The 26,189-nt window shown below is 63.4% G+C and carries 28 protein-coding genes; 12 read left to right on the top strand and 16 right to left on the bottom strand.

The window, feature by feature from the left end; translation table 11 throughout:
- Positions 1-102: 102 nt before the first annotated feature.
- The 7 genes from pilB (at position 103) to ACE3TQ_RS12625 (ending at position 5,961) form a co-directional block, all read left to right on the top strand.
- On the top strand, positions 103-1,797 hold the full coding sequence (pilB, locus tag ACE3TQ_RS12655) for a type IV-A pilus assembly ATPase PilB (RefSeq protein WP_374582569.1): 1,695 nt from the start codon (positions 103-105) through the stop codon (positions 1,795-1,797).
- Positions 1,798-1,808: 11 nt separating this feature from the next.
- Complete coding sequence (locus ACE3TQ_RS12650; RefSeq protein ID WP_374582568.1) at positions 1,809-3,020, top strand: type II secretion system F family protein; 1,212 nt, start codon at positions 1,809-1,811, stop codon at positions 3,018-3,020.
- A 7-nt stretch (positions 3,021-3,027) separates the two neighbouring features.
- Positions 3,028-3,918: an A24 family peptidase gene (locus tag ACE3TQ_RS12645; protein ID WP_374582567.1), complete on the top strand. Its 891-nt coding sequence runs from the start codon at positions 3,028-3,030 to the stop codon at positions 3,916-3,918.
- Position 3,919: 1 nt separating this feature from the next.
- The gene (coaE, locus tag ACE3TQ_RS12640; protein ID WP_374582566.1) at positions 3,920-4,522 is read left to right on the top strand and encodes a dephospho-CoA kinase; all 603 of its coding nucleotides are present in this window, start codon (positions 3,920-3,922) and stop codon (positions 4,520-4,522) included.
- Positions 4,523-4,583: 61 nt separating this feature from the next.
- Positions 4,584-5,339, top strand: coding sequence for a cell division protein ZapD (gene zapD, locus ACE3TQ_RS12635; protein ID WP_374582565.1), 756 nt, complete (start codon positions 4,584-4,586; stop codon positions 5,337-5,339).
- Positions 5,340-5,344: 5 nt separating this feature from the next.
- Positions 5,345-5,524 carry a DNA gyrase inhibitor YacG gene (gene yacG, locus ACE3TQ_RS12630; protein ID WP_374582564.1) on the top strand — a complete coding sequence of 60 codons (180 nt, stop codon included), beginning with the start codon at positions 5,345-5,347 and terminating at the stop codon, positions 5,522-5,524.
- Positions 5,521-5,961, top strand: a complete 441-nt coding sequence (locus ACE3TQ_RS12625) for a nuclear transport factor 2 family protein (protein ID WP_374582563.1) — start codon at positions 5,521-5,523, stop codon at positions 5,959-5,961. Before yacG ends, ACE3TQ_RS12625 begins: the two co-directional genes overlap by 4 nt.
- 99 nt (positions 5,962-6,060) lie before the next feature.
- Here ACE3TQ_RS12625 and mutT read toward each other — a convergent pair whose 3' ends face one another.
- The 3 genes from mutT to argJ are packed head-to-tail and all read right to left on the bottom strand — an operon-like array spanning position 6,061 to position 8,577.
- Positions 6,061-6,462: an 8-oxo-dGTP diphosphatase MutT gene (gene mutT / locus ACE3TQ_RS12620; protein WP_374582562.1), complete on the bottom strand. Its 402-nt coding sequence runs from the start codon at positions 6,460-6,462 to the stop codon at positions 6,061-6,063.
- A complete protein-coding gene (locus tag ACE3TQ_RS12615; protein WP_374582560.1) occupies positions 6,459-7,334 on the bottom strand; it encodes an ATP-binding protein in 876 nt (291 codons plus the stop codon). The genes mutT and ACE3TQ_RS12615 overlap by 4 nt, the downstream gene beginning before the upstream one ends.
- Positions 7,335-7,338: 4 nt before the next feature.
- Complete coding sequence (gene argJ, locus ACE3TQ_RS12610; RefSeq protein ID WP_374582559.1) at positions 7,339-8,577, bottom strand: bifunctional glutamate N-acetyltransferase/amino-acid acetyltransferase ArgJ; 1,239 nt, start codon at positions 8,575-8,577, stop codon at positions 7,339-7,341.
- 251 nt (positions 8,578-8,828) lie between these two features.
- Here argJ and ACE3TQ_RS12605 point away from each other — a divergent pair, with 251 nt between their 5' ends.
- From ACE3TQ_RS12605 to ACE3TQ_RS12595, 3 genes are all read left to right on the top strand, one after another.
- Positions 8,829-10,061 (top strand): porin, encoded by a 1,233-nt coding sequence (locus ACE3TQ_RS12605; protein ID WP_374582558.1) that lies wholly within the window; start codon positions 8,829-8,831, stop codon positions 10,059-10,061.
- Positions 10,062-10,071: 10 nt separating this feature from the next.
- A complete protein-coding gene (locus tag ACE3TQ_RS12600; RefSeq protein WP_374582557.1) occupies positions 10,072-10,479 on the top strand; it encodes a hypothetical protein in 408 nt (135 codons plus the stop codon).
- Between the two features lie 171 nt (positions 10,480-10,650).
- Positions 10,651-12,627: an ATP-binding protein gene (locus ACE3TQ_RS12595; RefSeq protein WP_374582555.1), complete on the top strand. Its 1,977-nt coding sequence runs from the start codon at positions 10,651-10,653 to the stop codon at positions 12,625-12,627.
- A 21-nt stretch (positions 12,628-12,648) separates the two neighbouring features.
- Here ACE3TQ_RS12595 and ACE3TQ_RS12590 read toward each other — a convergent pair whose 3' ends face one another.
- From ACE3TQ_RS12590 to secA, 3 genes are all read right to left on the bottom strand, one after another.
- Entirely contained in the window at positions 12,649-12,912 is a 264-nt protein-coding gene (locus tag ACE3TQ_RS12590; RefSeq protein WP_374582554.1) for a hypothetical protein, read from the bottom strand.
- A 122-nt stretch (positions 12,913-13,034) separates the two neighbouring features.
- The gene (locus tag ACE3TQ_RS12585) at positions 13,035-13,634 is read right to left on the bottom strand and encodes a hypothetical protein (protein WP_374582553.1); all 600 of its coding nucleotides are present in this window, start codon (positions 13,632-13,634) and stop codon (positions 13,035-13,037) included.
- Positions 13,635-13,868: 234 nt separating this feature from the next.
- Positions 13,869-16,631 carry a preprotein translocase subunit SecA gene (gene secA / locus ACE3TQ_RS12580; RefSeq protein ID WP_374582551.1) on the bottom strand — a complete coding sequence of 921 codons (2,763 nt, stop codon included), beginning with the start codon at positions 16,629-16,631 and terminating at the stop codon, positions 13,869-13,871.
- A gap of 147 nt (positions 16,632-16,778) precedes the next feature.
- On the opposite strand from secA, the gene ACE3TQ_RS12575 reads away from it, so the two are divergent.
- Positions 16,779-17,249, top strand: a complete 471-nt coding sequence (locus ACE3TQ_RS12575) for a DciA family protein (protein ID WP_374582550.1) — start codon at positions 16,779-16,781, stop codon at positions 17,247-17,249.
- A gap of 71 nt (positions 17,250-17,320) precedes the next feature.
- Here ACE3TQ_RS12575 and lpxC read toward each other — a convergent pair whose 3' ends face one another.
- The 5 genes from lpxC to ACE3TQ_RS12550 form a co-directional block, all read right to left on the bottom strand.
- A complete protein-coding gene (gene lpxC / locus ACE3TQ_RS12570; RefSeq protein WP_374582549.1) occupies positions 17,321-18,256 on the bottom strand; it encodes a UDP-3-O-acyl-N-acetylglucosamine deacetylase in 936 nt (311 codons plus the stop codon).
- Positions 18,257-18,291: 35 nt separating this feature from the next.
- Entirely contained in the window at positions 18,292-18,759 is a 468-nt protein-coding gene (locus ACE3TQ_RS12565) for an N-acetyltransferase family protein (RefSeq protein ID WP_374582548.1), read from the bottom strand.
- Positions 18,756-19,598, bottom strand: coding sequence for a DMT family transporter (locus ACE3TQ_RS12560; protein WP_374582594.1), 843 nt, complete (start codon positions 19,596-19,598; stop codon positions 18,756-18,758). Before ACE3TQ_RS12560 ends, ACE3TQ_RS12565 begins: the two co-directional genes overlap by 4 nt.
- Positions 19,599-19,709: 111 nt before the next feature.
- Entirely contained in the window at positions 19,710-20,090 is a 381-nt protein-coding gene (locus ACE3TQ_RS12555; protein WP_374582547.1) for a hypothetical protein, read from the bottom strand.
- Complete coding sequence (locus ACE3TQ_RS12550; protein ID WP_374582546.1) at positions 20,069-20,485, bottom strand: hypothetical protein; 417 nt, start codon at positions 20,483-20,485, stop codon at positions 20,069-20,071. The genes ACE3TQ_RS12555 and ACE3TQ_RS12550 overlap by 22 nt, the downstream gene beginning before the upstream one ends.
- 103 nt (positions 20,486-20,588) lie before the next feature.
- On the opposite strand from ACE3TQ_RS12550, the gene ACE3TQ_RS12545 reads away from it, so the two are divergent.
- Complete coding sequence (locus tag ACE3TQ_RS12545; protein ID WP_374582545.1) at positions 20,589-21,134, top strand: SET domain-containing protein; 546 nt, start codon at positions 20,589-20,591, stop codon at positions 21,132-21,134.
- 8 nt (positions 21,135-21,142) lie between these two features.
- Here the strand turns inward: ACE3TQ_RS12545 and ACE3TQ_RS12540 are convergent, their stop codons facing one another.
- The 5 genes from ACE3TQ_RS12540 to ACE3TQ_RS12520 all read right to left on the bottom strand — a co-directional run bounded on the left by ACE3TQ_RS12540 (position 21,143) and on the right by ACE3TQ_RS12520 (position 26,185).
- Positions 21,143-21,646 (bottom strand): peroxiredoxin, encoded by a 504-nt coding sequence (locus ACE3TQ_RS12540; protein WP_374582544.1) that lies wholly within the window; start codon positions 21,644-21,646, stop codon positions 21,143-21,145.
- Positions 21,647-21,878: 232 nt separating this feature from the next.
- Entirely contained in the window at positions 21,879-23,099 is a 1,221-nt protein-coding gene (gene ftsZ, locus ACE3TQ_RS12535; protein WP_374582543.1) for a cell division protein FtsZ, read from the bottom strand.
- Positions 23,100-23,197: 98 nt separating this feature from the next.
- A complete protein-coding gene (gene ftsA / locus ACE3TQ_RS12530; protein WP_161026424.1) occupies positions 23,198-24,430 on the bottom strand; it encodes a cell division protein FtsA in 1,233 nt (410 codons plus the stop codon).
- A gap of 15 nt (positions 24,431-24,445) precedes the next feature.
- Complete coding sequence (locus ACE3TQ_RS12525; RefSeq protein ID WP_374582541.1) at positions 24,446-25,210, bottom strand: cell division protein FtsQ/DivIB; 765 nt, start codon at positions 25,208-25,210, stop codon at positions 24,446-24,448.
- A gap of 15 nt (positions 25,211-25,225) precedes the next feature.
- Positions 25,226-26,185 carry a D-alanine--D-alanine ligase gene (locus ACE3TQ_RS12520; protein WP_374582540.1) on the bottom strand — a complete coding sequence of 320 codons (960 nt, stop codon included), beginning with the start codon at positions 26,183-26,185 and terminating at the stop codon, positions 25,226-25,228.
- Positions 26,186-26,189 lie beyond the last annotated feature (4 nt).

Raw genomic sequence — 26,189 nt, 5'->3', positions numbered from 1 at the left:
AATGATGCCTGCAGGCATCATCCGGAGACTCACTCAATCTTATCAATCTGATAGTGCCCTCCTATGGCTGCAGTTCAACCCAACCCGGCAACCGGCACACCCATGTCGGGTTTGGCCCGGGCCCTGACGCAAGCGGGGCGCCTGACCGCGCCGCAGGCGGATGCGCTGCAAAAAAAAGCCCAGGCCGAGAAATCCCACTTCATTGATGTGCTGCTGGGCAGCGGCGCGATCAATGCGCGCGAGCTGGCCGCCTTCTGCGCCGACACCTTTGCCTATCCCCTGCTCGACCTGACGGCGCTGAACGTCGAAGTCCTGCCGCCCAAGGCCATCGACATCAAGCTGATGGTGACGCAGCGCGTGGTCCCGCTCTCCAAGCGCGGCAACAAGATGTCGGTGGCGCTGTCCGACCCCACCAATACCCAGGCCTTGGACCAGATCAAGTTCCAGGCCGAGTCGACGGTGGAACCGGTCATCGTGCCGCACGACAGCCTGCTCAAGCTGCTGGACACCCTGACCAAGAGTTCCGAGCAAAGCATCGCCGACCTGGCCGGCGATGAAGGCGACATCCAGTTCGCCGAGGACGAGGAAGCCGCACCGACCCAGGCCCAGGCCGACGCCGCCACCGAGGTGGAAGACGCGCCGATCGTGCGTTTCCTGAACAAGATGCTGATGGATGCCGTCAATATGGGCGCCTCCGACCTGCACTTCGAACCGTTCGAGAAGTTCTACCGCATCCGCTTCCGGGTCGACGGCGTGCTGATCGAACACGCCCAGCCGCCCACCTCGATCAAGGACAAGCTGGTGTCGCGCATCAAGGTGCTGTCCAAGCTCGATATTTCGGAAAAGCGCGTGCCGCAGGACGGCCGCATGCGCCTGATCGTGTCGCCCACCAAGACCATCGACCTGCGCGTCTCGACCCTGCCGACCCTGTTCGGCGAAAAGACCGTGATGCGTATCCTGGACGCGACCCAGGCCCAGATGGGCATCGATTCGCTGGGCTACGACCCGGACCAGAAAGAACTGCTGCTGGACGCGATCCAGCGCCCGTACGGCATGGTGCTGGTGACAGGCCCGACCGGCTCGGGCAAGACGGTGTCGCTGTACACCTGCCTCAACATCCTGAACAAGCCCGGCATCAACATCTCGACCGCGGAAGACCCGGCCGAGATCAACCTGCCCGGCGTCAACCAGGTGAACGTCAACGACAAGGCCGGCCTGACCTTCCCGGTCGCGCTGAAAGCCTTCCTGCGCCAGGACCCGGACATCATCATGGTGGGTGAGATCCGTGACCTGGAAACGGCCGACATCGCGATCAAGGCGGCGCAAACCGGCCACATGGTGTTCTCCACCCTGCACACCAATGACGCGCCATCGACCCTGACGCGTCTGATGAACATGGGTGTGGCGCCCTTCAATATCGCCTCCTCGGTGGTCCTGATCACGGCGCAGCGCCTGGCGCGCCGCCTGTGCACCTGCAAGAAGCCGGTCGATATTTCGGCCGACCTGCTGCTGAAGGCGGGCTTCAAGGAGCACGAACTGGATGGCACGTGGAAGCCTTACGGCCCGGTGGGCTGTGAGCGCTGCAATGGATCCGGCTACAAGGGCCGGGTCGGTATTTACCAGATCATGCCGATCACGCCCGCGATCGAAGCACTGATCCTGGCACACGGCAACTCGATGCAGATCGCGGCACAATCGGAGGCGGAAGGCGTCAAATCGCTGCGCCAATCGGGTCTGGTCAAGGTCAAGAACGGCCTCACCAGCCTGGAAGAAGTGCTGGGCTGCACCAACGAATAGGAAAGACTGATATGGCTACTGCGGGCAATGTGAAGGAACAAGTCTTCGCCTGGGAAGGCAAGGACAAGACAGGCAAGACCGTGCGCGGCGAAATGCGCGCCGGCGGCGAGGCGGTGGTCAACGTGACCCTGCGCCGCCAGGGCATCATGGTGACCAAGGTCAAGAAAAAGGTCTACCGCTCGGGCAAGAAGATCAGCGACAAGGACATCACCCTGTTCACGCGCCAGCTGGCCACCATGATGAAGGCCGGCGTGCCGCTGCTGCAGGCCTTCGACATCGTCGGCAAGGGCCACGCCAACCCGTCGGTGGCCAAGCTGATCCTGGACCTGCGCTCGGATATCGAGACCGGTACCAGCCTCAACATGGCGTTCCGCAAATACCCGCTGTACTTCGACCCGCTGTTCTGCAACCTGGTGGCGGCCGGCGAACAGGCCGGTATCCTGGAAGACCTGCTGACCCGCCTGGCGATCTATAAAGAGAAGACGCTGGCCATCAAGGCCAAGATCAAGTCGGCCCTGACCTACCCGATCGCAGTGCTGGCGGTGGCCTTCATTGTGACCGCCGTGATCATGATCTGGGTGGTGCCGGCCTTCAAGGAAGTGTTCACCAGCTTCGGCGCCGACCTGCCGGCGCCGACCGTGTTCGTGATGAACATGTCGGAATTCTTCGTCAATTACTGGTACATCATCTTCGGCTCGATCTTCGCCGCGCTGTACTTCTTCTTCCAGTCCTGGCGCCGCTCGGTCAAGATGCAGGCCTTCATGGACCGCCTGCTGCTGAAGATCCCGGTGTTCGGCCAGGTGATCCGCAAAGCCACCGTGGCGCGCTGGACCCGCACCCTGTCGACCATGTTCGCCGCCGGCGTGCCGCTGGTGGAATCGCTGGACTCGGTGGGCGGCGCTTCGGGCAACCATGTGTACATGGAAGCGACCAAGAAGATCCAGACCGAAGTCTCGACCGGTACCAGCCTGACCGTGGCCATGCAAAATGCCGACGTCTTCCCCAGCATGGTGACGCAGATGGTCTCCATCGGCGAGGAATCGGGCGCGCTCGATTCGATGCTGGGCAAGGTGGCCGACTTCTACGAGGAAGAAGTGGACGAGGCCGTGTCCCAGCTGTCGAGCCTGATGGAACCGGCCATCATGGTGATCCTGGGCGTGGTGATCGGTGGCCTGGTGGTGGCCATGTACCTGCCTATCTTCAAACTCGGTTCCGTGGTGTAAGACAAGAATGCAAGAATTTTCCCAGCTGTTGCAAGACAGCCTGATGCTGTTTTCCCCGCCCGCCACCCTGGCTGCCGCCATCGTGGCCGGCATCGTGGGCCTGCTGGTCGGCAGTTTCCTGAACGTGGTGATCCACCGCCTGCCGATCATGATGCAGCGCGAATTCGACAATTACATTGCCGAAGAGTCGGGCAAGGACTTGCCGCACACCGACCGCTACAACCTGGTGCTGCCGCGCTCGGCCTGCCCGCACTGCGGCCACCGCATCACGGCGCTGGAAAACATCCCGGTCCTGTCCTGGCTGGCACTGCGCGGCAAATGCCGCGCCTGCAAGGCGCCGATCTCGGCGCGCTACCCGCTGATCGAGGCGGTGAGCGGCCTGCTGTCGGGCTGGCTGGTCTGGCAATTCGGCTTCGGCTGGATCGGCATGGCCACCCTGGTGTTCGCCTGGCTGCTGCTGGCCATGACCTTCATCGACATCGACACCCAGCTGCTGCCGGACGACCTGACCTACCCGCTCTTGTGGCTGGGCCTGCTGGTCAACCTGAACGGCGCCTTCACCCCGCTGCGCGACGCCGTGATCGGCGCCGCTGCCGGCTTCATGGTGCTGTGGACGGTGAATGCCGCGTACAAGCTGGTGCGCGGCCGCGAAGGCATGGGCGGCGGCGACTTCAAGCTGCTGGCGGCGCTGGGCGCCTGGATGGGCTGGCAAATGCTGCCGGCCATCATCCTGCTGTCGTCGGCGGTCGGCGCCGTGGTCGGCATCATCATCATCGTCGCCTCGCGCCTGGGCTTCGAGCACAAGATTCCCTTCGGCCCCTACCTGGCCGGCGCCGGCCTGCTGGCCCTGGTGTTCGGCCAGCACTTCGTGAACCTGACCTACGGCGTGGCGGGCTGAGATGCCGGCGCGCTTCACGGTCGGCCTGACAGGGGGCATCGGCAGCGGCAAGAGCCTGGTGGCCAATATGTTTGCCGAACGCGGCGCCAGCATCATCGACACCGACCAGATCGCGCACAGCCTGACCGGGCCGCACGGCGCCGCCATGCCCGATATCCTGGCCGAGTTCGGCCAGCACATGGCCGACAGCCGTGGCGCCATGGACCGCGCCAGAATGCGCGAACTGGTATTCCGCGAACCGGCCGCCAAGCGCCGCCTGGAAGCCATCCTGCACCCGATGATCCGCGACGCCACCCTGGCGGCGGCGGCCGAGGCCAGCGGCAGCTATGTGATGCTGGCCATCCCCCTGCTGGTCGAGTCCGGCAACTGGAAACAGCGCGTCAGCCGCGTGCTGGTGATCGATTGCCCGGAAGAAGTCCAGGTGGCGCGCGTCATGGCGCGCAACGGTCTTACTGAAGAGCAAGTGCGCGCCATCATGGCGGCCCAGGTGCCGCGCGCGGTGCGGCTGGCGGCGGCCGACGATGTGATCGACAACGGCGGCGCCATTGCCGCGCTGGCGCCACAAGTGGACCGGCTGCATGATTTATATCAGCAATATTTGTAATTTTGCTTCGCATGGTTCAGAATCACGTGATTATTAATGAGTCTTCCACACGAGGGATGCTTTGATCGTCTACGAATATCCTTTCAATGAGCGCATCCGCACCTTGCTGCGCCTGGAGGATTTATACGAGAAATTCAAGTTCTTCGTGCATCAGGAACACCCGATGCAGCATCACGTGGCGCTGGCCACCATCTTCGACATGCTCGAAGTGGCCGGGCGCGCCGACCTGAAGTCCGATTTGCTGCAGGAACTCGAGCGCCAGCGCCAGAGCCTGCTGGGCTACCGTTCCAACCCCAATGTGCAGGCGGAAATGCTGGACGCCATCCTCGCTGAGCTCGACAGTGTGTCGAGCGCCCTGGTGGCGGCGCAGGGCAAGACCGGCCAGAACGTGCGCGACAATGAGTGGCTGATGAGCATCCGCGGCCGCACCATCATCCCCGGCGGCGCCTGCGAATTCGACCTGCCCTCCTATTACGCCTGGCAAAAGCAGCCGGCCGAAAAGCGCTTCAACGACATCGCCACCTGGTTCAACCCGCTGGTGCCGCTGTTCGACGCACTGGCCCTGGTGCTGCGCCTGCTGCGCGACTCGGGCGCGCCGGTGAAGATGATCGCCAATGCCGGCAGTTATCAGCAGATGCTGCAAGGCAAGGTCTACCAGATGCTGCGCCTGTCCGTGGACCAGGCCTCGGGCGCGATTCCCGAGATCTCGGCCAATAAATACATGCTGTGGGTGCGCTTTACTTCGCAGGGCGGGGACTTGAAACCCAAGCCGCTGGAAGAAGATGTACCATTCGAGCTCACCCTCTGTAATTTCTAAGCACCATGCCGACTGTCGTAGATTGTCCCACTTGCCAAGCCAAGGTCGAGTGGACGGAAGCCAATAAATACCGCCCTTTCTGCAGCGAGCGCTGCAAGCTGATCGACCTCGGCGCCTGGGCGGAGGAAAAGTACACCATCCCCGGCAGCGCGCCGACCGATCCGCTGGACGAGGATAAGCAGTGATCGGGCGCGGTGCCGCCTTTGCCGCCGGCCTTGGCCTGGTCCTGGCTTCGGCCGCGCTGGCGCAATCGCCGCGCGAGGTGGCACTGCAGGTGGCGGACTCGCAGTGGAATACGTTCCGCTTGCAGGGCGATGCCAAGTCGCTGGCGCCGTTGCTGGCGGACCGCTGGGTGCTCACCCATTCCGATGGCAAGGTGCAGTTCAAGGCCGACTACCTGTCCCAGCTCGGCACGGGCTCGCGCCGCAATACTTCAATCAGCAATGAAGATGTGACGGTGGAGCTGCATGGCGACACCGCCATCGTGACCGGCAAGAGTGTGCAGTCGGGCGTCGGCGAGCAAGGTCCGTTCAGCGGCACCTTCCGCTTTACCCGCACCTGGCGCTGGCAGGACGGGCGCTGGGTGATGCTGGCTTCGCATTCTTCGCGTTTGGCGCCTTAGACCCGGCAAACCTGGGTCTGACCCAAGGGTCAGACCCTCGGCCCGCGGCCGCCGCGCGCCCGGGGTCCGACCCTTGGGTCGTACCCCGCTTTGCCGGGTTTAGTAACGCACCCGGTCCAGCCACTCCAGCAAAGGAATGGTGGCTGGCAGCAGCGGCTCCACGCCCACCGTGCCTTGCCAGGCAAACGCCTGGCCTTCCAGGCTTTGCGGCTCGCCAGTCCATTCACGGCTGATGAAGAAGTGCAGCCGCACGTGGGCGTGCGGGTAAACATGCTCGACACCGCACCACTCTTCCGCGCTCACGATGTGGATGCCCAGCTCCTCCACGAACTCGCGCTTGAGCGCCTCGAGGATAGTCTCGCCCGGGTCGACTTTCCCACCCGGGAATTCCCAGTAGCCCGCATACGGCTTGCCTTCGGGCCGCTGGCCAAGCAGGACATCGCCGTTCGGCTGCATCAGGATGCCAACCGCGACATCGATCGGCTTCGGTACGGCGCTCATGGCAGCCTCCCCGCGTAATCGCGCGCAAACTGCCAGGCCACGCGGCCCGAACGCGAACCGCGCTGAAGCGCCCACTGCAGCGCCTCGGTGCGCGCATCCGCGATCTGCGGCACGCTGCAGCCGAAGGCCGCCAGCCAATGCGCCACGATGCCCAGGTAGTCATCCTGCTTGAACGGGTAGAACGAGAGCCACAGGCCGAAGCGCTCGGACAGGGAAATCTTCTCCTCCACCGTCTCGCCCGGATGCAGGTCGCCATCCTCGTCATGGGTGTAGCTGGCGTTATCCGACATGCGCTCCGGCATCAGGTGGCGCCGGTTGGAGGTGGCGTAGATCAGCACATTGTCGATCAGCGCCGACACCGAGCCATCCAGCGCCACTTTCAGCGCCTTGTAGCCGCTCTCCCCCTCCTCGAACGACAAGTCGTCGCAGAACACCACGAAGCGCTCCGGGCGGCCGGCCACCAGGTCCATGATATCGGGCAGGTCGTGCAGGTCGCCCTTGTCGACCTCGATCAGGCGCAGGCCGTCGGCAGCAAACGCCGCCAGGCAGGCTTTGATCAGGGACGACTTGCCGGTGCCGCGCGCGCCGGTCAGCAGCACATTATTGGCCGGCTTGCCCTGCACGAACTGGCGCGTATTCTGTTCGATCTGCGCCTTCTGGCGGCCAATATGCTGCAGGTCGTCAAAGGCGATCTGCGCCGGGCGCGGCACGGGCTGCAGGTAGCCGGCGCCGCCCGCACCGGCGCGCTTGCGCCAGCGGAAAGCCGTGGCACCCTGCCAGTCCGGCGCCGCCGGGGCCGGCGGCAGGATCGCTTCCACGCGCTCCAGCAGCGCCTCGGCGCGGCGCAGGAATTGGTCGAGTTGGGTCGACATCCGCTCAGGAACGGTAGTCGGCGTTGATCGACACGTAGTCGTGCGACAGGTCGCAGGTGTAGACCGTGGCGCTGGCCGTGCCCCGCGCCAGCTTCACACGCACCGTGATTTCGCTCTGCTTCATCACGCGCTGGCCGTCTTCTTCCTTGTAGTCCGGGTTGCGGCCGCCATCCTTGGCCACCCACACATCATCCAGGTACAGGTTGATCTTCGACACATCCAGGTCGTCCACGCCGGCGTAACCGATGGCGGCCAGGATGCGGCCCAGGTTAGGGTCGGACGCGAAGAAGGCGGTTTTCACCAGCGGCGAGTGGCCGATCGAGTAAGCGATCTTGCGGCATTCGGCCACGTCCTTGCCGTCCTCCACCGTGATGGTCATGAACTTGGTCGCGCCTTCGCCATCGCGCACGATGGCTTGCGCCAGGAACACCGACAGCTCGGTCACGGCGGCGGCCAGCGCCTTGTATTCCGGCGAATCGACCGAATCGACCACCAGCGAACCGGCGCCCGTGGCCACCAGCATGAAGGAATCGTTGGTCGAAGTGTCGCCGTCGATGGTGATGCAGTTGAAGGACTTGTCGGCCGCTTCCTTGACCAGCACGTCCAGCACCGGCTGCGCCACTTTGGCGTCGAAGGCCAGGTAGCCCAGCATGGTGGCCATATTCGGCTTGATCATGCCGGCGCCTTTGGAAATGCCGGTCAGGGTGACCTTGTGGCCGGCGATTTCCACCGTGCGCGAACCCGCCTTCGGCTGGGTATCGGTGGTCATGATGGCTTCGGCGGCGTTGAACCAGTTGTCCAGCTTGAGGTTTTCGATGGCCTTCGGCAGGCCGGCCACGATCTTGGCCACCGGCAGCGGCTCCAGGATCACGCCGGTCGAGAATGGCAGGATCTGCTGCGCATCGCAGCCCAGTTCCTGCGCCAGCGCAGCGCAGGTGGCGCGCGCATTGGCCATGCCCGCTTCGCCGGTACCGGCGTTGGCATTGCCGGTGTTGATCATCAGGGCGCGGATCGGCTTGCCGCCGGCTTTCACCGCCGCCAGGTTTTCCTTGGAAATCTGCACTGGCGCGGCGCAGAAGCGGTTCAGGGTGAAGACGCCCGATACGGTGGCGCCCTCGGCCAGCTTCATGACCAGCACGTCCTTACGGCCCGGCTTCTTGATACCGGCTTCGGCAAAGCCAAGCTCGATACCGGCAACAGGCTGCAGGTCGGCGGCGACAGGGATAGGGGAATTGACGGCCATGGTGTTCTTCTCGGTCAAAAATGGTGGGAGGAAGGCGCTATTTTAAACGCAGAGCGTCCTTGCATGCGCGGCGCCATGGCCTATATCAAAACCGGCAGAAATCCCACAGTTTCTAGAGCTGCCCCACTATTTCAAAACGAAACCGTTTAACCATTTGAGGTTTTGATTTATTGTAGGCAATGGCTGTTACAATGCCGCACACTTTGGTGCAAAGCACTGACAATACAACAACATTTGATCGGAACACTTTCATGAAGAAACAGCTTCTCGCCGCCGCCGTGCTGGCTGCAACCGGCATGATGGCCCAGGCCGGTACCCTGGGCGACGGCAACCTGAGCATCAGCGGTTTCGGCACCCTGGGCGTGGCCCAGACCGACTCCGATGACGCCAAATTCGCCCGCTACAACCAGGCCTCCGGCACCGGCGACTCGCCGCGCATCGGCCTGGACAGCAACCTGGGCCTGCAAGCCACCTACACGTTCAATGACCGCCTGTCGGCCACCGTGCAGGTGCTGACCCGCAAGAACACCAGCCCGCAGTTCACCACCGACCTGACCTGGGGCTTCCTGAAATACAAGCTGAACGACGAGACCAATGTGCGCCTGGGCCGCGTGGTGCTGCCAGCCTTCCTGATCTCCGACTACCAGAACGTGGGCTACGCCAACACCATGATGCGCCCGCCGATCGAAATGTACGGCCAGGCGCCGATCGAGAACGTGGACGGCGCTGACGTCAACTGGCAGCGCGCCTTCGGCGACACCAACGTCACCGTGCAAGCCTTCGGCGGCACCAGCCGCGGCAAGCTGTACATCCCGACCGGCGGCGGCTCCGTCGCCAAGCACCAGTCGCCGGTGTTCGGCGCCGCCGTGACCGCCGAATACGGCCCGTTCACCGCCCGCGTCGCCCACGCCCGCGCCCAGATCGAAGTCAACAACCTGGCCCCGATCAACGCCCTGACCGATGGCCTGACCAAGACCGGCGTGCCGGCCGCGATCCAGCTGGCCAACGACCTGACCCTGAAGGGCGGCAAGCGCATGAGCTTCACCGAAATCGGCTTCACCATGGACTACAAGAACGTGGTGGTCCAGGCCGAATACGCGCAGCGCCGCGCCCACGAGCCGGTCTACATCCCGGAAACCAACTCCGGCTACGTGATGCTGGGCTACCGCCTGGGCAAAGTGCTGCCGTACTACACCCACGCCTACTACAAGGATGCCGGCACCTCCGTGACCGTGCCGAGCGTACCGGCGGCCCACCCGCTGGCCCCGACCCTGGCCGGCGTGCGCGGCCTGCTGGCGTCGCCTGAGCAGAAGTCCGACCTGATCGGCATGCGCTGGGACTTCGCCAAGAACCTGGCGCTGAAGGTGCAGATCGACCACATCAAGCCAAAAGCCAAAGGCGGCTCCCTGATCCTGCCATCGGGCGTGCCAACCTATAACAGCAGCATCAACGTCTATGCCGCCGGCATCGACTTCGTGTTCTAAGGAGGAAGCCATGAAAAAGATCCTGACCGCCCTCCTCGCCTCCGCCCTGGCTGCCGCCGCCGTTCCAGCCTCGGCTGAAATCGTGGTGATCGTCAACAAAGACAATCCAGCCTCGCGCATGTTCTCGGAACAGGCATCGCAATTCTTCCTGGGCAAATCGGCCATGTTCACCCCGGTGGACCAGGCCGAAGGCTCGAAGATCCGCGCCGAGTTCTACCAGAAGATCGCCGACAAAGACCCGGCCCAGGTGAAGGCCATCTGGTCCAAGCTGGTGTTCACCGGCAAGGCCACCCCACCGAAGGAATTCAAGTCGCACGCCGAGGTGAAAAAAGCCGTCGCCGACGACCCGAAAGCCATCGGCTACATCGACAAGTCCGCTGTGGACGACAGCGTCAAAGTCATCCTGACCCTGCCGTAATCCCCAGCGCCACCGTCCCCCCCGACGCCGCCCCGCAACAGCCGGGCGGCGTTTTGTTTTAAACACCGGCAACTTTCACAGATGTACGGATACAATGCTGTGATATTTACACAATAAATGTCCACTTTTCTTCCTGACCCCGAAGTGGACATTTGATGCCTGGGGGTATTTTTGAAGCTGTCGCTGCGCGCGAAATTTTTGCTGCTGAGCGCCTTTGTCCAGGCGCTGGTGGTGGCATTGTTGATCGGGAACAGCCTGCGCCTGATGACCAATGCCGTCAGCCGCAATGCCGACCGTGTGGCGCATGAGTATGCCGTCAACCTGAACCTGACCCTGACCCCGTATGCCAGCAGCGGCCGCCTGCCCGAGCTGCGCACCTATTGGTCGGAAATGCTGTCCGACCCGCGCGACAGCTTCCTGCGCTATATCGTGATCCTCGATGCGGCCGGCGAAACCATCCTGGAGGCGGGCGAGCGCCCGGCCTTCATGCCGGAATCGCTGCGCCAGGCCCAGTTGGGCGGGGTGCGCACCGCCGTCGATGGCAACCTGCTGCACGCCCAGGCGCCGCTGCTGCTGAAGGAAAACCAGGTGGGCACCCTGCACTTCGGCCTGTCCACCATGGATTTGGTGGCGGCGCGCGACGATGTGCTGCGCCAGGGCGGCCTGATCGCCCTGCTCGGCTTCGCGCTGGCGCTCCTGCTGTTCTTCCTGCTGACGCGCGGCGTCGGCCTGCGCCTGCGGGAACTGGCGCGCCATTCGGAGAAACTGGCCGAGGGCCAGTTCAGCCAGCTGCCCGAGGGCGGCGGCGACGAGCTGGAGGTGGTGACCCATTCGCTCAACCTGATGAGCGCCGCGCTGCGCGATCGCATCGCCCAGCTGGAACAATCGCAGCGCCGCCTGCGCGAATCGGAAGAGCGCTTCCGCACCCTGTTCGATATGACGCCGCTGCCGCTCACCGTGTCGGACCAGGAGGGCCACATCATCGGCGCCAACCAGGCCGTGGTGCGCACCTTCGGCATCCCGCTGCACGAGCTGATCGGCAAGCGCTCGGACGAAGTGCAGTTCTGGGCCCACCCGGGCGAGCGGCAACGCGTCTGGGACAAGTTCGCCCAGCATGGCGTGGTGCGCGGCGCGCTGGCCGACGTCACGCTGCCCGGGCAGCAGCCGGGCCAGGTGGCCATCTGGTCGTCCTCGCTCATGCTGGATGGGCGGCGCGCCATCATCTGGGCCATCCTCGACCTGACGCAGGAAATGAATGCCAAGCGCGAGCTGCGCGAGTTGAACGATGCGCTGGAAACGCGCGTGCGCGAGCGCTCGGCGGCGCTGGAGCAGGCCAACCGCGACCTGTCGAGCGCGCTGGAAACCCTGCAGCGCACCCAGCACGACCTGATCGCCTCCGAGAAGATGGCCTCGCTCGGCTCGCTGGTGGCCGGCATCGCGCACGAGCTCAACACGCCGATCGGCAACTCGCTGCTGGCCTCCACCGCGCTGACCGACCGGGTCGATGAATTCAAGCAGACCGTGGCCGACGGCAGCATCCGCCGCTCCACGCTCACTCATCACCTGGACGAAGTGCAGATGGCCTGCGGGCTGATTTCCAATTCGCTGCAGAAGGCGGCCGACCTGATCGCCTCCTTCAAGCAGATCGCGGTCGACCAGACCAACGACCAGCGGCGTCATTTCCGCCTGCAGTCGGTGGCGCTCGATACCGTCGCCACCTACACGCCGCGCCTGCGCCGCAGCGCGATCCAGATGCAGGTCGAGGTGTCGGCCGAACTGGAGCTCGATTCCTATCCGGGCAGCCTGTACCAGGTGTTCAACAACCTGATCAACAATGCCCTGCTGCATGCCTTCGAGGGCCGCAACCGGGGCAGCCTGTGGCTGTCCGCGCTGGCCCTGCCCGGCGAGCAGATCGAAATCGTATTCCGCGATGATGGCGTCGGCATGAGCGACGAGGTGAAGCGCCACATCTTCGACCCCTTCTTCACCACCAAGATGGGCAATGGCGGCACCGGGCTGGGCATGAATATCGTCTACAACATCGTCACCGGCGTGATGGGCGGCCGTATCACCATCGATTCCACGCTGGGTGCGGGCACCACGGTGCGCATGGTGATCCCGACTTCTTCGCCGCAGCGCGACAATTAGCAATAGCGGGCGGCACCTGGCTCACGCTTCCGGCACGACCTTGAGGCCTCTTACGTATCGCCAGATGGACGCGTAACACACTCCGGCAGTGAGGCCCAATATCAATTGAATCCCGCTATCAGACAAATCTGGCGCACCAGCCGCAGAGTTCATGATGATGATGGCGGCACCCGTCGTCGCCACGGTCGAAATGATCAGAAACAGCCAAATCCGTGCTGCGCTCCCACTTCCGCGCACAGTGAGTGCGCATTTCGCCAAGTACTTTTCAAGAATCGAGCCTTTCATTTGAGCCCTCCTTGCCGCCGGTTCGCGTAAATCCCAAGCGTACTGGGCGGAGCGAAATGCTCATTGATGCCGCTCAATCCGCGAGCGATCGGCACTGCCATGAAGACGGGTGCGCCTTCGGCTCAGTCGAGCAGCAAGTCTTCAGCGCGGCGGTAGGTACGGCGCCGCTCCTCACAGTCCGGACGCAACTGCGGTAGCAAAAGCTTGCCATCCTGCAGCACGAGGGCGGCCTGCCGCGGCTGAGACGGGAACCCAGGCGGTGCGGCAACGATACTGGTTGCGGCGTCGCGCTGCTGCAACCGGCGTGCCTGGGCTGCGGCTTCGTAACGCAAGCGGGTAGCGTTTTTCCACTGGCGCTCGCCGGGCATCTGGACGTAGATCGCCTCCCAGGCGTTTCGCACCCGGCCCAGGCTGGCCTTGACGAACTGGTTGGGCGACATGCTCATTGCATTGCACACCAGTTCGTTGCCGACGATTTCCGCATGATGGGCGCCAGCGTGGGTCGAAATGCGCAGGCGGGTCCCGTCGGGCAGGAAGACGGTCTTCCAGAGATAGCCGCGGCGGCCGGCGGGCCGTTGCAGGTCGTGCTGGCGTTGTAACCACTCGCGTATGGCCTGGTCGGCCAAATCGGCAGGGTCGCACGCGCATTCGCAGTCGGCGTGGTAGTCGAGCAAAGCGCGGAGGGTGGGCAGGGGTAGTGACAGGGACAGTCGGGAGGACATGCTGAAATCTCCTGTTTTAAAGTGCTGAAATCCGCTTAAATCGGGCCGAAAGTGCTGCAATTTCCCCTTCGACATACAAAATCACGAAAAGTTCAAATTTCAGCGGTTTTCAGCACTTTAAATCACGCGTTTTCAGCACTTTGTCACGAGGGCCCCGCGCACGGCCCCTGACGGCGCAATGAAAACGGCCCGGGCGCTCGCGCGGCCGGGCCGTTTTAGGTTGGGCTTGGAAGCTTACGCCAGCTTGCCGTGGCAAGCCTTGAACTTCTTGCCGCTGCCGCATGGGCATGGGTCGTTGCGGCCGACTTTGAAGCCCTGGCTCAGGGCTTCTTCCAGCTCGCCCGCCGGGATGGCGGTGGGCGCCAGCAGTTCTTCCGGCGCGGCGTTCGGGTTGAAGTCGGCGTGCTGGTAGTGCACGTTTTCCACGTGGGTCTGGTTCATGGCCGCTTCCGCCGCCTCGACCTCTTCACGCGACTGGATGCGCACCATCATGATCATGCGGATCACGTCGTTCTTGATCATGTCCAGCATGGTGCCGAACAGTTCAAACGCTTCGCGCTTGTATTCCTGCTTCGGATTCTTCTGCGCATAGCCGCGCAGGTGGATGCCCTGGCGCAGGTGGTCCAGCGCTGCCAGGTGCTCGCGCCAGTGGGTGTCCACCGACTGCAGCATGACGTTGCGCTCGAAGCCACCGAAGGCTTCCTTGGAGACGATATCGACCTTGGCCTGGTACACGGCGTCGGCAGCCGCGACCACGCGCTCGACGATGTCGTCGTCGCTGATCTGGCTTTCCTTCTCCAACATCTCGACCAGCGGCAGGTCGATCTGCCATTCGTTGGCCAGGGTGCGTTGCAGGGCTGGAACATCCCACTGCTCTTCCACCGATTCTTCCGGCACGTACTGGCGCACCAGGTCGGTGAACACGCCCTGGCGCAGGCTCTGGATGGTTTCCGAAATGTCGGTCGCTTCCAGCAGCTCGTTACGCTGCGAGTAGATCACCTTGCGCTGGTCGTTGGCGACGTCGTCGTATTCCAGCAGCTGCTTACGGATATCGAAGTTGCGCGCTTCAACCTTGCGCTGCGCCGATTCGATGGAACGGGACACGATGCCCGCTTCGATCGGTTCGCCTTCCGGCATCTTCAGGCGGTCCATGATGGCGCGCACGCGGTCGCCGGCGAAGATGCGCAGGAGCGGGTCGTCCAGCGACAGGTAGAAGCGCGAGGAGCCCGGGTCGCCCTGGCGGCCGGAACGGCCACGCAGCTGGTTGTCGACGCGGCGGGATTCGTGGCGCTCGGTACCGACGATGTGCAGGCCGCCGGCCGCCACCACCTGGTTGTGCAGCGACTGCCAGCCGGAACGCAGGTGCTGCGCCTTGGCTGCCTTCTCTTCGTCGCTCAGGTCCGGATTGGCTTCGATGATCTGGATCTGCTTTTCGATATTGCCGCCCAACACGATGTCGGTACCACGGCCGGCCATATTGGTGGCGATGGTGATCGCTTTCGGGATGCCTGCCTGGGCGATGATTTCCGCTTCACGGGCGTGCTGTTTTGCGTTCAGCACGTTGTGCGGCAGATTGGCCTTGGTCAGGATGCCGGACAGCAGTTCGGAGTTTTCGATCGAGGTGGTACCTACCAGCACCGGCTGGCCGCGCTCGTAGCAGTCGCGGATGTCGAGCATCATCGCGTTGTACTTTTCGGCGTTGGACTTGTACACCTGGTCCTGGCGGTCCTTGCGCTGGGAAGGACGGTTCGGCGGGATCACCACCGTTTCCAGGCCGTAGATTTCCTGGAATTCGTACGCTTCGGTGTCGGCGGTACCGGTCATGCCGGCCAGCTTGCCGTACATGCGGAAGTAGTTCTGGAAGGTGATCGAGGCCAGGGTCTGGTTCTCGTTCTGGATCTTCACGCCCTCTTTCGCTTCGACCGCCTGGTGCAGGCCGTCGGACCAGCGGCGGCCGGTCATCAGGCGGCCGGTGAATTCGTCGACGATCACCACTTCATTGTTCTGCACCACGTAGTGCTGGTCCTTGAAGTACAGGGCGTGCGCGCGCAGGGCGGCGTACAGGTGGTGCACCAGGGTGATGTTGGCCGAGTCGTACAGGGACGCGCCTTCAGGCAGCAGGCCCATCTTGGTCAGGATCGCTTCGGCTTTTTCGTGGCCGGCTTCGGTCAGCAGCACCTGGTGCGATTTCTCGTCCTTGGTGTAGTCGCCCGGCACTTCCACCTTGCCCTTGCCATCCGGCGTTTCCTCGCCGATCTGCAGGGTCAGCTGCGGTGGCAGGAGGTTCATCTTGTGGTACAGGTCGGTGTGGTTCTCGGCCTGGCCGGAAATGATCAGCGGGGTACGCGCTTCGTCGATCAGGATCGAGTCCACTTCGTCGACGATGCCGAAATTCAGGCTGCGCTGCACGCGCTCGCTGGCTTCGAACACCATATTGTCGCGCAGGTAGTCGAAACCGAATTCGTTATTGGTGCCGTAGGTGATGTCGGCGGCGTAGGCGGCCTGCTTGTCGGCGTGCGGCATCTGCGACAGGTTGACGCCGCAGGACAGGCCCAGCCAGCGGTACAGCTTGCCCATGGTCTCGGCATCGCGCTGCGCCAGGTAATCGTTGACGGTGACGATGTGCACGCCTTTGCCCGACAGCGCGTTCAGGTAGGCCGGCAGGGTCGCGGTCAGGGTCTTGCCCTCGCCGGTGCCCATTTCGGCAATTTTGCCATAATGCAACACCATGCCGCCGATCAACTGCACGTCGAAGTGGCGCATCTTGAACACGCGCTTGGACGCTTCGCGGCAGACCGCAAACGCTTCCGGCAGCAGGTCGTCCAGCGTTTCGCCATTGGCAACGCGTTCCTTGAGGGCAGGCGTTTTCGCTTGCAGCTCGGCATCCGACAGCTTTTCGAACTCCGGTTCCAGGGCGTTGATCGCCTTGACCGTTTTTTGGTATTGCTTGAGCAGACGCTGGTTGCGGCTGCCGAAAATCTGGGTCAGTAAGGACATTTCTTAAATTCTTCCTTCGGGTCCGCCAATGGCAAAAGTGCGTGATTTTATCATGCGTTCCGGGCAACGTTGGGGGTGAAGGCCACTATAACAATAGGCCAACACTGAAAAATTCACCGGCTGGGGCCGCCACGGTAAAATGGCGCCATGCGTTTCTCGTTCACCAACCGCAATTACGCCCCGCTGGAAGCGACGAATTTCCTGCAAGGCAACGCCACCCTGGCCCGCCTCTTGCCGGCCGTGCAGCGCATGGCAAATTTACAACGAGATTGCCAGGAAGTACTCCCGGCCGCCTTCAAACATTGCGAAATTTTTGCGTTTGACGGCGCCGAACTGACGCTGGCCGTCCCCAACACGGCCCTGGCGGCCAAGCTCAAGCAGCAAGTGCCGGCGCTGTTGCAGACCCTGAATGGCAAAGGGTGGCAAATTAACAACATCCGCTTCCGCGTGCAGATGCCGAAAGGCCTGGCGCACGCCCGCCCCAGTGGCGAAGGCCTGAAATTGCCCGAAACTGCCGTCAACTCGTTCGACGAGCTGAGCCAGAAACTCGAACCCACCGCCGCCAACGAACCGCTGATCGAAGCGATGAAGCGCCTGGTAGCCCGCCGCCGCGGATAAAAAAAATAGGGACGTACCCCATTTTTCGCCGTCGGCGAAAAATGGGGTACGTCCCTATTTTTTTTATCCGCTTACAGGTAGGCCCACTCGCGGGCCATTTGGCGGGCGTAGGATGGCGGGGCGGTGTCGAGCGAGTCGTAGGTGACCAGCTCGTAGCTGTCGGGGTCGGCCAGCATGGCGCGCAGCAGCTGGTTGTTCAGGGCGTGGCCCGATTTGTGCGCTTCGTAGCTGGCGATGATGGGGTGGCCGACCATGTACAGGTCGCCGATCGCGTCGAGGATCTTGTGGCGTACGAATTCGTCGTCGTAGCGCAGGCCGTCCTGGTTCAGGATGCGGTATTCGTCCATCACGATGGCGTTTTCCAGCGAGCCGCCGCGCGCCAGGCCGATGCCGCGCAGCATTTCCACGTCCTGCATGAAGCCGAAGGTGCGGGCGCGGGCGATGGCCTGGATGTAGGACACGTCGCCGAAATCCACCGTGGCGCGCTGCGCCGTGCCATCCACCGCCGGGTGGTTGAATTCAATGAAGAAGTCGAGCTTGAAGCCGTCGTGCGGCACCAGGCGCGCCCACTTTTCCTGGGCGCCTTTGCCTTCGCGGATTTCAATCGGCTTTTTCACCTTGATGAACTTCTTCGGCGCTTCCTGTTCCTGCACCCCGCCCTGCTGCAGCAGGTAGACGAAGGACGATGCCGAACCATCCATGATCGGGATTTCTTCGGCCGTCACGTCGACATACAGGTTGTCGATGCCGAGGCCGGCGCAGGCCGACATCAGGTGTTCGACGGTGGAGACGCGGCCGCCGTCCTTCATCAGCACGGTGGCCATGCGGGTGTCGCCGACGATGTCGGCGCGGGTCGGGAACACCACTTGCGGGCTCAGGTCGACGCGGCGGAAGACGATGCCGGTATCCGGTTCGGCCGGGCGCAGGGTCAGCTCGACCTTGGTGCCGGAGTGCAGGCCCACACCCGTGGTGCGGACGACTTCTTTGATGGTTCGTTGTTTCAGCATGCCACGATTATAGTAGCTTTCCCGAACGAACGTTCTTAGCCCTCTGCAAAGGCGGCCATGGCTTCGCGACTCCAGGTGCACAGGCCTTTTTCCTTGTACTCCGCGCCAATATTGCGATAAAAACCACGCGCCGCCGCGTTGCTGCTCTCCACGCCCCAGCGTGCGAATACATAGCCGCGCGCCAGGCATTCTTCGGCCGCTGCCTTCATCAGCAGCTTGCCGACGCCGGTGCCGCGCAGCGCCGCGCCAACGTAGACGTCGTCCACATGCATGTAGTGGCCGGCGCCCCAGATCGAGTAGCCGATGGTGTAGGAAAGGTAGCCGGCCGCACGCCCTTCCGCTTCCACCAGGAAGACGCCAAAGTGTTCGCTGTCGCGCAGCAGGCTCTGCTCTGTGGTGCGGACATAGGCTTCGAAGCCTTCGTAGGCCGCCAGCTCGCGGATCAGGGTGAGGAAGGCAGCGGCATCGGCGCTGCCGGCCTTGCGAATCGTTACTGTGCTCATGGATGCTCCGCTTCTGCGTGCTCGGTTTCGCGCCGCACCAGGTAGATGCCGGAGGCGATGATGATGGCGGCGCCGATCAGGGTGAAGCGGTCCGGCAGTGTCTGCCACAGCAGCCAGTCGATGCCCACGCCCCAGGCCAGCGCCGTGTATTCGAACGGCGCCACGATGGAGGCCTTGCCCATGCTGAAGGCGCGCGTCAGCGCCAGCTGGCCGAAGAAGCCGGTCACCGCCAGCGCCGCCATGGCCGGCCACAGTGTCCAGTCGATCGGCACCCAGGCCTGGATCGCGAGCGGCGCGACGCCGACGCCCATCAGGGTCAACACCCAGAACATGACGTGCTCGGGCGCGTCGGTCTTGGCCAGCACGCGGCCGGCGATGGCGGATATGCCGTAGCAGACGGCCGATCCCAGCACGGCCAGGCCGGCCAGCGAGACGAAGTTGGTGGCATCCGGACGCAGCACCACCAGCACGCCGCCCAGCGCCACCACGATCGCCATCCACTGGCCGAAGCTGACCTTCTCGCGCAGGATGAACACCGCCAGCGCCGTGACCAGCGCGGGGGCGATGAAGAAGATGGCGTAGGTGTCGGCCAGCGGCAGCGTCTTCAGCGCGTAGGCGAACAGCGACAGCATGGCGATGCCGACCACACCGCGCAGGATGTGCAGCGGCCAGCGCACGTTGAAGATACCGGTGAACTTGCCGCGGTAGGCCATGAAGGCGCACACCAGTGGCATGGAGAGCATGCAGCGCAGCGCCGTGACCTGCACCGCCGGGTAGCGCCCGGCCAGCACCTTCATGGAGGCGTCCATGAGGGAGAACATGGCGACGGCGGCCACCATGGCGTAGATAGCTTGCAGGTTTTCTTTTTGTTGCGGAGTCACGATGGAGGCCCAATTGCTGTACCGGGTCATCCATTGTACTGAAAGAAACGGATTGCTGCTGAGGCTGGATCAGCCCAGTCGATAACAGTAGAAGTCCCTGTTGGCCCATTCGCGCTCACCCGCGCCGCGCCCATAAGGCATACGTTGTCGCGACACCTGGTAACCTGGATCCCTTACCCCTCGTATGGCAAAGTAACTTGGCCGTAGCAACTCCTGCACCTCGGTAATTCCATCAATCACCTTGTGCACGCGGCGAATAACATGGAAATTGTCTTCCATGTCCATTCGCCTGGTAATGATCTGCAGGAACCATTCACGGCACTCCTCATCATATTCCCAGTACATCGCGTCGGGATGCAGGCCTTCCCTATCCAGTGCCCGTAGTAACTTCCTGCCGCAATCGACCATCCCGCTTGCCATGGTTCCCTCTACCAGTACAACTGTATCCATGGTAGTACTCCTTTCGACTGGTTGGCGCATGCCACATACATGGTCCGTGCCAGATGGGCCGGCAGCACCGGCGCATAGCGCGCGGCTTCTGTCCACTTCAGGACTGCGGACCAATTTTCGCTGAATGCCGCACTGGCATGAATCGCTTTAGCGAGCTCCGGCTCCAGCCGAGCCAGCTTTATCAGTGCGTAGAGATTGTGCGTGTTGCAGGCAATGGCAAAGTGCTTGTCCGGAAACTCGTGACGCCTACGCTGGCCAGCAATGACTGCCTTCAACGCACATTCGATTGCATAGCCAGTCAGGTAGTAGCTGCCCGCATAAAATCCCGCGTCGAGCAGACACTTGCCCTCCCTAAAGCGCATGCGCGCCAGCTCCTGGAGTTCGATACGGTCCATGGTGGGTCCCGCCGGTGGAAAATGTTGAGACCCGACGACGCAGCCTTTGTTCCCGAACCAGGAAGAAATCACAAACATATTTTGGGCGGGTTATGATGGCGGGATGAATACAGAAGCTTTACAGGTTGAAGTGGCGGAGCCGCTCTATGTGGTGCACGAATCGCCCGTGCATGGCCGCGGCGTGTTCGCGGCGCGTTTGATCCCGGCCGGCACCCGCATCATCGAATACACCGGCGAGATCGTCGACTGGGACGAGTGCTGCCGCCGCACCGAGGAGAAAGGCGGCCCGATCGGCCACACCTTCTTCTTCAGCCTGAACAACGGCCTGCTGATCGACGGCGGCGCCGGCGGCAACGAGTCGCGCTACATCAACCACTCCTGCGAGCCGAACTGCGAGGCGGAGGAGGATGACGACAGCCGCGTCTACATCTGCGCGCTGCGCGATATCGAGGCGGGCGAGGAACTCAATTACAACTACGGCCTGATCTACGAGGCGCGCCACACGGCCAAGGTGAAGAAGCAGTTTGCCTGCTTCTGCGGTGCGCCATCCTGCAGCGGGGTCATGCTGGCGCCCAAGAAGCGCAAGTCGCGCGCCAAGCCGCGCGCAGAAACGCAAAACGGCGCCGAAGCGCCGTCCTTAGCCGGGTAATCCCAGGATTACAGCTGGCCCAGCATGGTTTCGGCGTTCGACACTTCGAACTTGCCACCCTGCTCGACGTTCAGCTGCTTGACCACGCCGTCTTCCACCAGCATGGAGTAGCGCTGCGAGCGGGTGCCCATGCCGTACTTGGAGAAGTCGGCATCCAGGCCCAGGGCCTTGGAGTAGGCGGCGTTGCCGTCGGCCATCATGCGTACGATGCCGGTGGCTTTCTGGTCGCGGCCCCAGGCGCCCATGACGAAGGCGTCGTTCACGGAGATGCACCAGATTTCATCCACGCCCTTGGCTTTCAGGTCGGCAGCGTGCTTGACGTAGCCTGGCACGTGCTGGGCGGAGCAGGTCGGGGTGTAGGCGCCTGGCAGGCCGAAGATGGCGATCTTCTTGCCCTTTACCAGGTCTTGCACGTTGAAGGTGTTCGGGCCGAGGGAGCAGCCTTCGGTTTCGGTTTCGATGAATTCGGACAGCTGGCCTTCTGGCAGTTTGTCGCCGATTTTGATGGTCATTCGTTTTTCTCCTGTTGTTGTACTAAACCCGGTAAACCAGGGTACGGCCCAAGGGCCGGACCCTGTCTGCGCTATGGCCTGTGGCTTCGGCATAGCGGGGTCTGACCCTTGGGTCTGACCCAGGTTTACCGGGTTCTGAAAATAAAAAACCGCGCAGTGCGCGGGTAGCCCTGGATTCTTAGTATAACTCCACGCCGCCGGACGCGTTGTCCGGCGGCGCGGCTGACACTATTTAGTCAGCCTGCTTGCGCAGGAAGGCCGGAATGTCGTAGGTTTCCATGCCGGACTTGGCCAGCGCGTTCACCTGCTCGGTGGCCGATTCGCGGCGCCACACGGCTGGCTGCTTCTGCACGTCGGAAGCGACGCCGCCGAAGCCGGCGGAGCCGAAGCCACCCACCGCGCTGGTCACCGCGCCGCCGCCCAGGCCGGCGTTGACGTTCAGGCCGGTGCCGCCGTGGGTGCCGGTGCGCAGCATCGGCTGCTGTACCAGTTGCACGTGCTTCTTGGCTTTACCCAGGCCGGTCGCCACCACGGTCACGCGGATCGCGTCACCCATCGCGTCGTCGTAGGCGATGCCCTGGGCGATCGACGCATCCGGTGCGGCGAAGGCGCGCACTGCGGCCATGACTTCCTTGATTTCCTTACCTTTCAGGCCGCGCGAGGCGGTCACGTTGACCAGCACGCCGCGCGCGCCGGACAGGTCGACGCCGTCCAGCAGCGGGGACGCCACGGCCTGCTCGGCGGCCACGCGGGCGCGGTCCACGCCGGACGCGGTGGCGGTGCCCATCATCGCCTTGCCCTGCTCGCCCATGATGGTCTTGACGTCGTTGAAGTCGACGTTGATGTGGCCCGGCACGTTGATGATCTCGGCGATACCAGCGACGGCGTTGTTCAGCACGTCGTCGGCGTGCTGCAGCCATTCGATCAGCGATTCGTCTTCGTAGATTTCTTCCAGCTTCTCATTGCAGATCACGATCAGCGAGTCCACGTTCTGCGACAGTTGCTCCAGGCCCTCTTCCGCGATGTCCAGGCACTTCTGGCCTTCGTGCGAGAACGGCTTGGACACCACGGCCACGGTCAGCGCGCCCTGCTGCTTGGCGATTTCCGCAACGATCGGCGCCGCGCCGGTGCCGGTGCCGCCGCCCATGCCGGCAGCGATGAACACCATGTGCGCGCCGCGCAGCGCATCTTCGATGCGGCCGCGCGATTCTTCGGCCAGTGCACGGCCGACGTCAGGCTTCATGCCCGCACCCAGGCCGGTCTCGCCGATCTGGATGATGTTGTCTGCCTTGGAGGTGGCCAGCGCCTGGGCGTCGGTATTGGCGGCGATGAATTCCACGCCGCTCATGCCCTTGTTGATCATGTGCTGCACCGCGTTGCCGCCTGCACCGCCGACGCCGACGACCTTGATGACCGTTCCCAGTGTTGCGTTATCAACCATATCAAACTCCATGATGTACTCCTATCTAGAATGCGGTTTTCAAGCGCCAGGCCTCATATCGTTAGGAGAACTGGAGATTGAAAACTGCGTTTGTTATCTAAAAAATCTGCTTAAAAATTACCCAGGAACCATTCCTTCATGCGCTGCCAAACTGCTTTTACCGAACCATCCTGGCGGGTCACAATGTGGCCACGCAAGTACTGCTTTTTCGCTTCCAATAACAATCCAAGCACCGTCGCATAGCGCGGGCTGCGCACCACGTCGGCCAGCTGGCCGCGATAGTCCGGGGTGCCCAGGCGCGCCGGTTTCAGGAAGATGTCTTCCGCCATCTCCACCATGCCCGGCATGATCGCGGTGCCGCCGGTCAGCACGATGCCCGACGAGAGAACGCCCTCGTAGCCGGACTCGCGCACCACCTGGTGCACCATCGCAAACAGTTCTTCCACGCGCGGCTCGATCACGGCCGCCAGCGCCTGGCGCGACAGGTTGCGCGGGCCGCGGTCGCCCAGGCCCGGCACTTCCAGGTGCTCGCCCGGGTCGGCCAGCACCTGCTTGGCCACGCCGTAGCGGATCTTGATTTCTTCCGCCTCGCCGGTCGGCGTGCGCAGCGCCATGGCGATGTCGTTGGTGATCTGGTCGCCGGCGATCGGGATCACGGCGGTGTGGCGGATCGCGCCGTCACTGAACACCGCGACGTCGGTGGTGCCGCCGCCGATGTCGATCAGCACCACGCCCAGCTCCTTTTCGTCCGTGGTCAGCACCGCGTCGGCCGAGGCCATCGGCTGCAGGATCAGGTCCGATACTTCCAGGCCGCAGCGGCGCACGCACTTGACGATGTTCTGCACCGCGCTCACGGCGCCGGTGACGATGTGCACTTTGACTTCCAGGCGGATGCCGCTCATGCCGATCGGTTCGCGCACGTCGTCCTGCGAGTCGACGATGAATTCCTGCGGCACGGTGTGCAGCAGCTGCTGGTCGGTCGGGATGTTGACTGCCTTGGCCGTTTCGATCACGCGCGCCACGTCGGTGGCGGTGACTTCCTTGTCCTTGATCGCCACCATGCCGCTGGAGTTGAAGCTGCGGATATGGCTGCCGGCGATGCCTGCGTACACGTTGCGGATCTTGCAGTCGGCCATCAGCTCCGCCTCTTCCAGCGCGCGCTGGATCGATTCGACGGTCGCCTCGATGTTCACCACCACGCCTTTTTTCAGGCCATTCGACTCGTGCTGGCCCAGGCCAATCACTTCGTGGCGTCCATCTGCCATCACCTCGGCCACCACGGCCACCACCTTGGAGGTGCCGATGTCGAGGCCGACGATCAGGTTCTTAGCGTCTTTAGTCATCTCTCTGCCTGCTTATCAATGTTTCTTCGTATCCGCGGGAATCTTCAGCCCCGCCGCGCTCAAGGCCAGACCGTTCTGGTAGCGCATGTCAATCGTTTCAATATTCGGCACGCGGGCGGCAATCTGCGGCCAGATCCGCACCAGGCGGTCGACGCGCTGGCGCAGCGTGTCGTGCGTCGCCTCGCGCCCCAGCGCTACGCTGGCGCCGTTGTCCAGCTTCACGGTCCAGGCGTAGCGGCTCGACAGCGACACGGCTTTCGGTTCGAGGCTGGCCGGGGCGAACCATTGCTTCAATTCGCCGTAGCGCGCCAGCACTTCCTTCTCGCTGCCATCCGGACCGGAAAATTCCGGCAGCTCGTGGTCTTCTTCCGCCTCGGCCAGGTTGGCGGTGAACACGTCGCCTTTCACCGACAGCAGGCGGCCGTCCTCGCCCCAGGTGCCGAGCGCTTCGTGCTCTTCCAGCGAGACGATCAGCTGGTCCGGCCATTCGCGCCGCACGCTGGCGCGGCGCACCCACGGCACCGCTTCGAACACCTGGCGCACCTGCTCCAGGTTGGCGGTGAAGAAGTTGCCCACGATGCGGCCCTGGGTGCCGTTGCGCAGCGTCAGGTGGTTCACGTGCTTGAACTCGGACTTGTCCATGGTCTCAACGCGGATGGCGCGCAAATCGAATACAGGACGATTCGCCAGCCACCACACGCCGGCAGCGGCGCAAGCCAGCACCGACAGCGCGACCATGCCGCTGGCGGTTGCATTCAAGGCTTTGACGTCGTGCCACATATCGGTTTCCGGTCCTTACTTCTTCAGTTTCAGTCGCGCGGTGCGCAGGATCTCCACGCACAGTTCTTCGTAGCTCACGCCGGTGGCGCGCGCCGCCATCGGCACCAGCGAGTGGCTGGTCATGCCAGGCGAGGTGTTCACTTCCAGCAGGAAGGGCTTGTGGTCTTTCGCGCGCAGCAGCACGTCCACGCGGCCCCAGCCCTCGCAGCCGACGGCGCGGTAGGCCGCAACGGCGATGCGCTGCATCTCGTCCTGCATGGCCTGGTCCAGCTGCGGCGGGCAGAAATACTGGGTGTCGTCGGTGAAGTACTTGTTCTGGTAGTCGTAGTTGCCGGCCGGCGCGACGATCTCCACGATCGGCAGCGCGCGCGCATCCTTGCCGCTGCCCAGCACGGCGACGGTGAACTCGCGCCCTTGCACGAATTCTTCGGCCAGCACGCAATCGTCCAGGGCGGCGGCGGCATCGTAGGCAGCTTTCAGGCCGGCCGCGTCGGTCACCTTGGTGATACCGATGGTGGAGCCTTCATGCGGCGGCTTCATGATCAGCGGCAGGCCCAGGCGCGCGGCTTCGGCGTCCAGGTCGGAGTCGGCGCCCAGCACCGCGTACTCCGGCGTCGGCAGGCCTTCGCGCAGCCACAGGATCTTGGTGGTGATCTTGTCCATGCCCACCGCGCTGGCCATCACGCCGGAGCCGGTGTAAGGGATGCCCAGCAGTTCCAGTGCGCCCTGCAGGCTGCCATCTTCACCGTAGCGGCCGTGCAGCGCGATGAACACGCGGTCGAACTTTTCCGCCGCCAGTTCGGCCAGCGAACGCTGGCCCGGGTCAAAGGCGTGGGCGTCGATGCCCTGCGCCTGCAGGGCCGCCAGCACGCCGGTGCCGGACATGATGGAGACGTCGCGTTCGGCCGACAGGCCGCCCATCAGGACGCCCACCTTGCCGAATGCTTGCGCTTCTTGTGCAGTCAGTTTGGCCATTGCG

This window comes from Pseudoduganella sp., assembly GCF_041914865.1.
GTDB lineage: Bacteria > Pseudomonadota > Gammaproteobacteria > Burkholderiales > Burkholderiaceae_D > Rugamonas.
Note: the sequence above shows the minus strand (reverse complement) of the source record. Positions and strands in the feature narration are given on the sequence as shown.

Excerpts from the sequence above, each read along its gene's own strand:
- ACE3TQ_RS12555 (WP_374582547.1), bottom strand. The coding sequence starts at position 20,090 with ATGGATACAGTTGTACTGGTAGAGGGAACCATGGCAAGCGGGATGGTC.
- ACE3TQ_RS12600 (WP_374582557.1), top strand. The coding sequence starts at position 10,072 with ATGAAAAAGATCCTGACCGCCCTCCTCGCCTCCGCCCTGGCTGCCGCC.
- ftsZ (WP_374582543.1), bottom strand. The coding sequence starts at position 23,099 with ATGGAGTTTGATATGGTTGATAACGCAACACTGGGAACGGTCATCAAG.
- ACE3TQ_RS12550 (WP_374582546.1), bottom strand. The coding sequence starts at position 20,485 with ATGGACCGTATCGAACTCCAGGAGCTGGCGCGCATGCGCTTTAGGGAG.
- lpxC (WP_374582549.1), bottom strand. The coding sequence starts at position 18,256 with ATGCTGAAACAACGAACCATCAAAGAAGTCGTCCGCACCACGGGTGTG.
- ACE3TQ_RS12575 (WP_374582550.1), top strand. The coding sequence starts at position 16,779 with ATGCGTTTCTCGTTCACCAACCGCAATTACGCCCCGCTGGAAGCGACG.
- ACE3TQ_RS12545 (WP_374582545.1), top strand. The coding sequence starts at position 20,589 with ATGAATACAGAAGCTTTACAGGTTGAAGTGGCGGAGCCGCTCTATGTG.
- ACE3TQ_RS12650 (WP_374582568.1), top strand. The coding sequence starts at position 1,809 with ATGGCTACTGCGGGCAATGTGAAGGAACAAGTCTTCGCCTGGGAAGGC.
- ftsA (WP_161026424.1), bottom strand. The coding sequence starts at position 24,430 with ATGACTAAAGACGCTAAGAACCTGATCGTCGGCCTCGACATCGGCACC.
- ACE3TQ_RS12565 (WP_374582548.1), bottom strand. The coding sequence starts at position 18,759 with ATGAGCACAGTAACGATTCGCAAGGCCGGCAGCGCCGATGCCGCTGCC.
- ACE3TQ_RS12590 (WP_374582554.1), bottom strand. The coding sequence starts at position 12,912 with ATGAAAGGCTCGATTCTTGAAAAGTACTTGGCGAAATGCGCACTCACT.
- pilB (WP_374582569.1), top strand. The coding sequence starts at position 103 with ATGTCGGGTTTGGCCCGGGCCCTGACGCAAGCGGGGCGCCTGACCGCG.
- mutT (WP_374582562.1), bottom strand. The coding sequence starts at position 6,462 with ATGAGCGCCGTACCGAAGCCGATCGATGTCGCGGTTGGCATCCTGATG.
- ACE3TQ_RS12540 (WP_374582544.1), bottom strand. The coding sequence starts at position 21,646 with ATGACCATCAAAATCGGCGACAAACTGCCAGAAGGCCAGCTGTCCGAA.
- argJ (WP_374582559.1), bottom strand. The coding sequence starts at position 8,577 with ATGGCCGTCAATTCCCCTATCCCTGTCGCCGCCGACCTGCAGCCTGTT.
- ACE3TQ_RS12645 (WP_374582567.1), top strand. The coding sequence starts at position 3,028 with ATGCAAGAATTTTCCCAGCTGTTGCAAGACAGCCTGATGCTGTTTTCC.
- ACE3TQ_RS12605 (WP_374582558.1), top strand. The coding sequence starts at position 8,829 with ATGAAGAAACAGCTTCTCGCCGCCGCCGTGCTGGCTGCAACCGGCATG.
- ACE3TQ_RS12615 (WP_374582560.1), bottom strand. The coding sequence starts at position 7,334 with ATGTCGACCCAACTCGACCAATTCCTGCGCCGCGCCGAGGCGCTGCTG.
- ACE3TQ_RS12525 (WP_374582541.1), bottom strand. The coding sequence starts at position 25,210 with ATGTGGCACGACGTCAAAGCCTTGAATGCAACCGCCAGCGGCATGGTC.
- ACE3TQ_RS12520 (WP_374582540.1), bottom strand. The coding sequence starts at position 26,185 with ATGGCCAAACTGACTGCACAAGAAGCGCAAGCATTCGGCAAGGTGGGC.
- coaE (WP_374582566.1), top strand. The coding sequence starts at position 3,920 with ATGCCGGCGCGCTTCACGGTCGGCCTGACAGGGGGCATCGGCAGCGGC.
- ACE3TQ_RS12585 (WP_374582553.1), bottom strand. The coding sequence starts at position 13,634 with ATGTCCTCCCGACTGTCCCTGTCACTACCCCTGCCCACCCTCCGCGCT.
- yacG (WP_374582564.1), top strand. The coding sequence starts at position 5,345 with ATGCCGACTGTCGTAGATTGTCCCACTTGCCAAGCCAAGGTCGAGTGG.
- secA (WP_374582551.1), bottom strand. The coding sequence starts at position 16,631 with ATGTCCTTACTGACCCAGATTTTCGGCAGCCGCAACCAGCGTCTGCTC.
- ACE3TQ_RS12560 (WP_374582594.1), bottom strand. The coding sequence starts at position 19,598 with ATGGTGGCCGCCGTCGCCATGTTCTCCCTCATGGACGCCTCCATGAAG.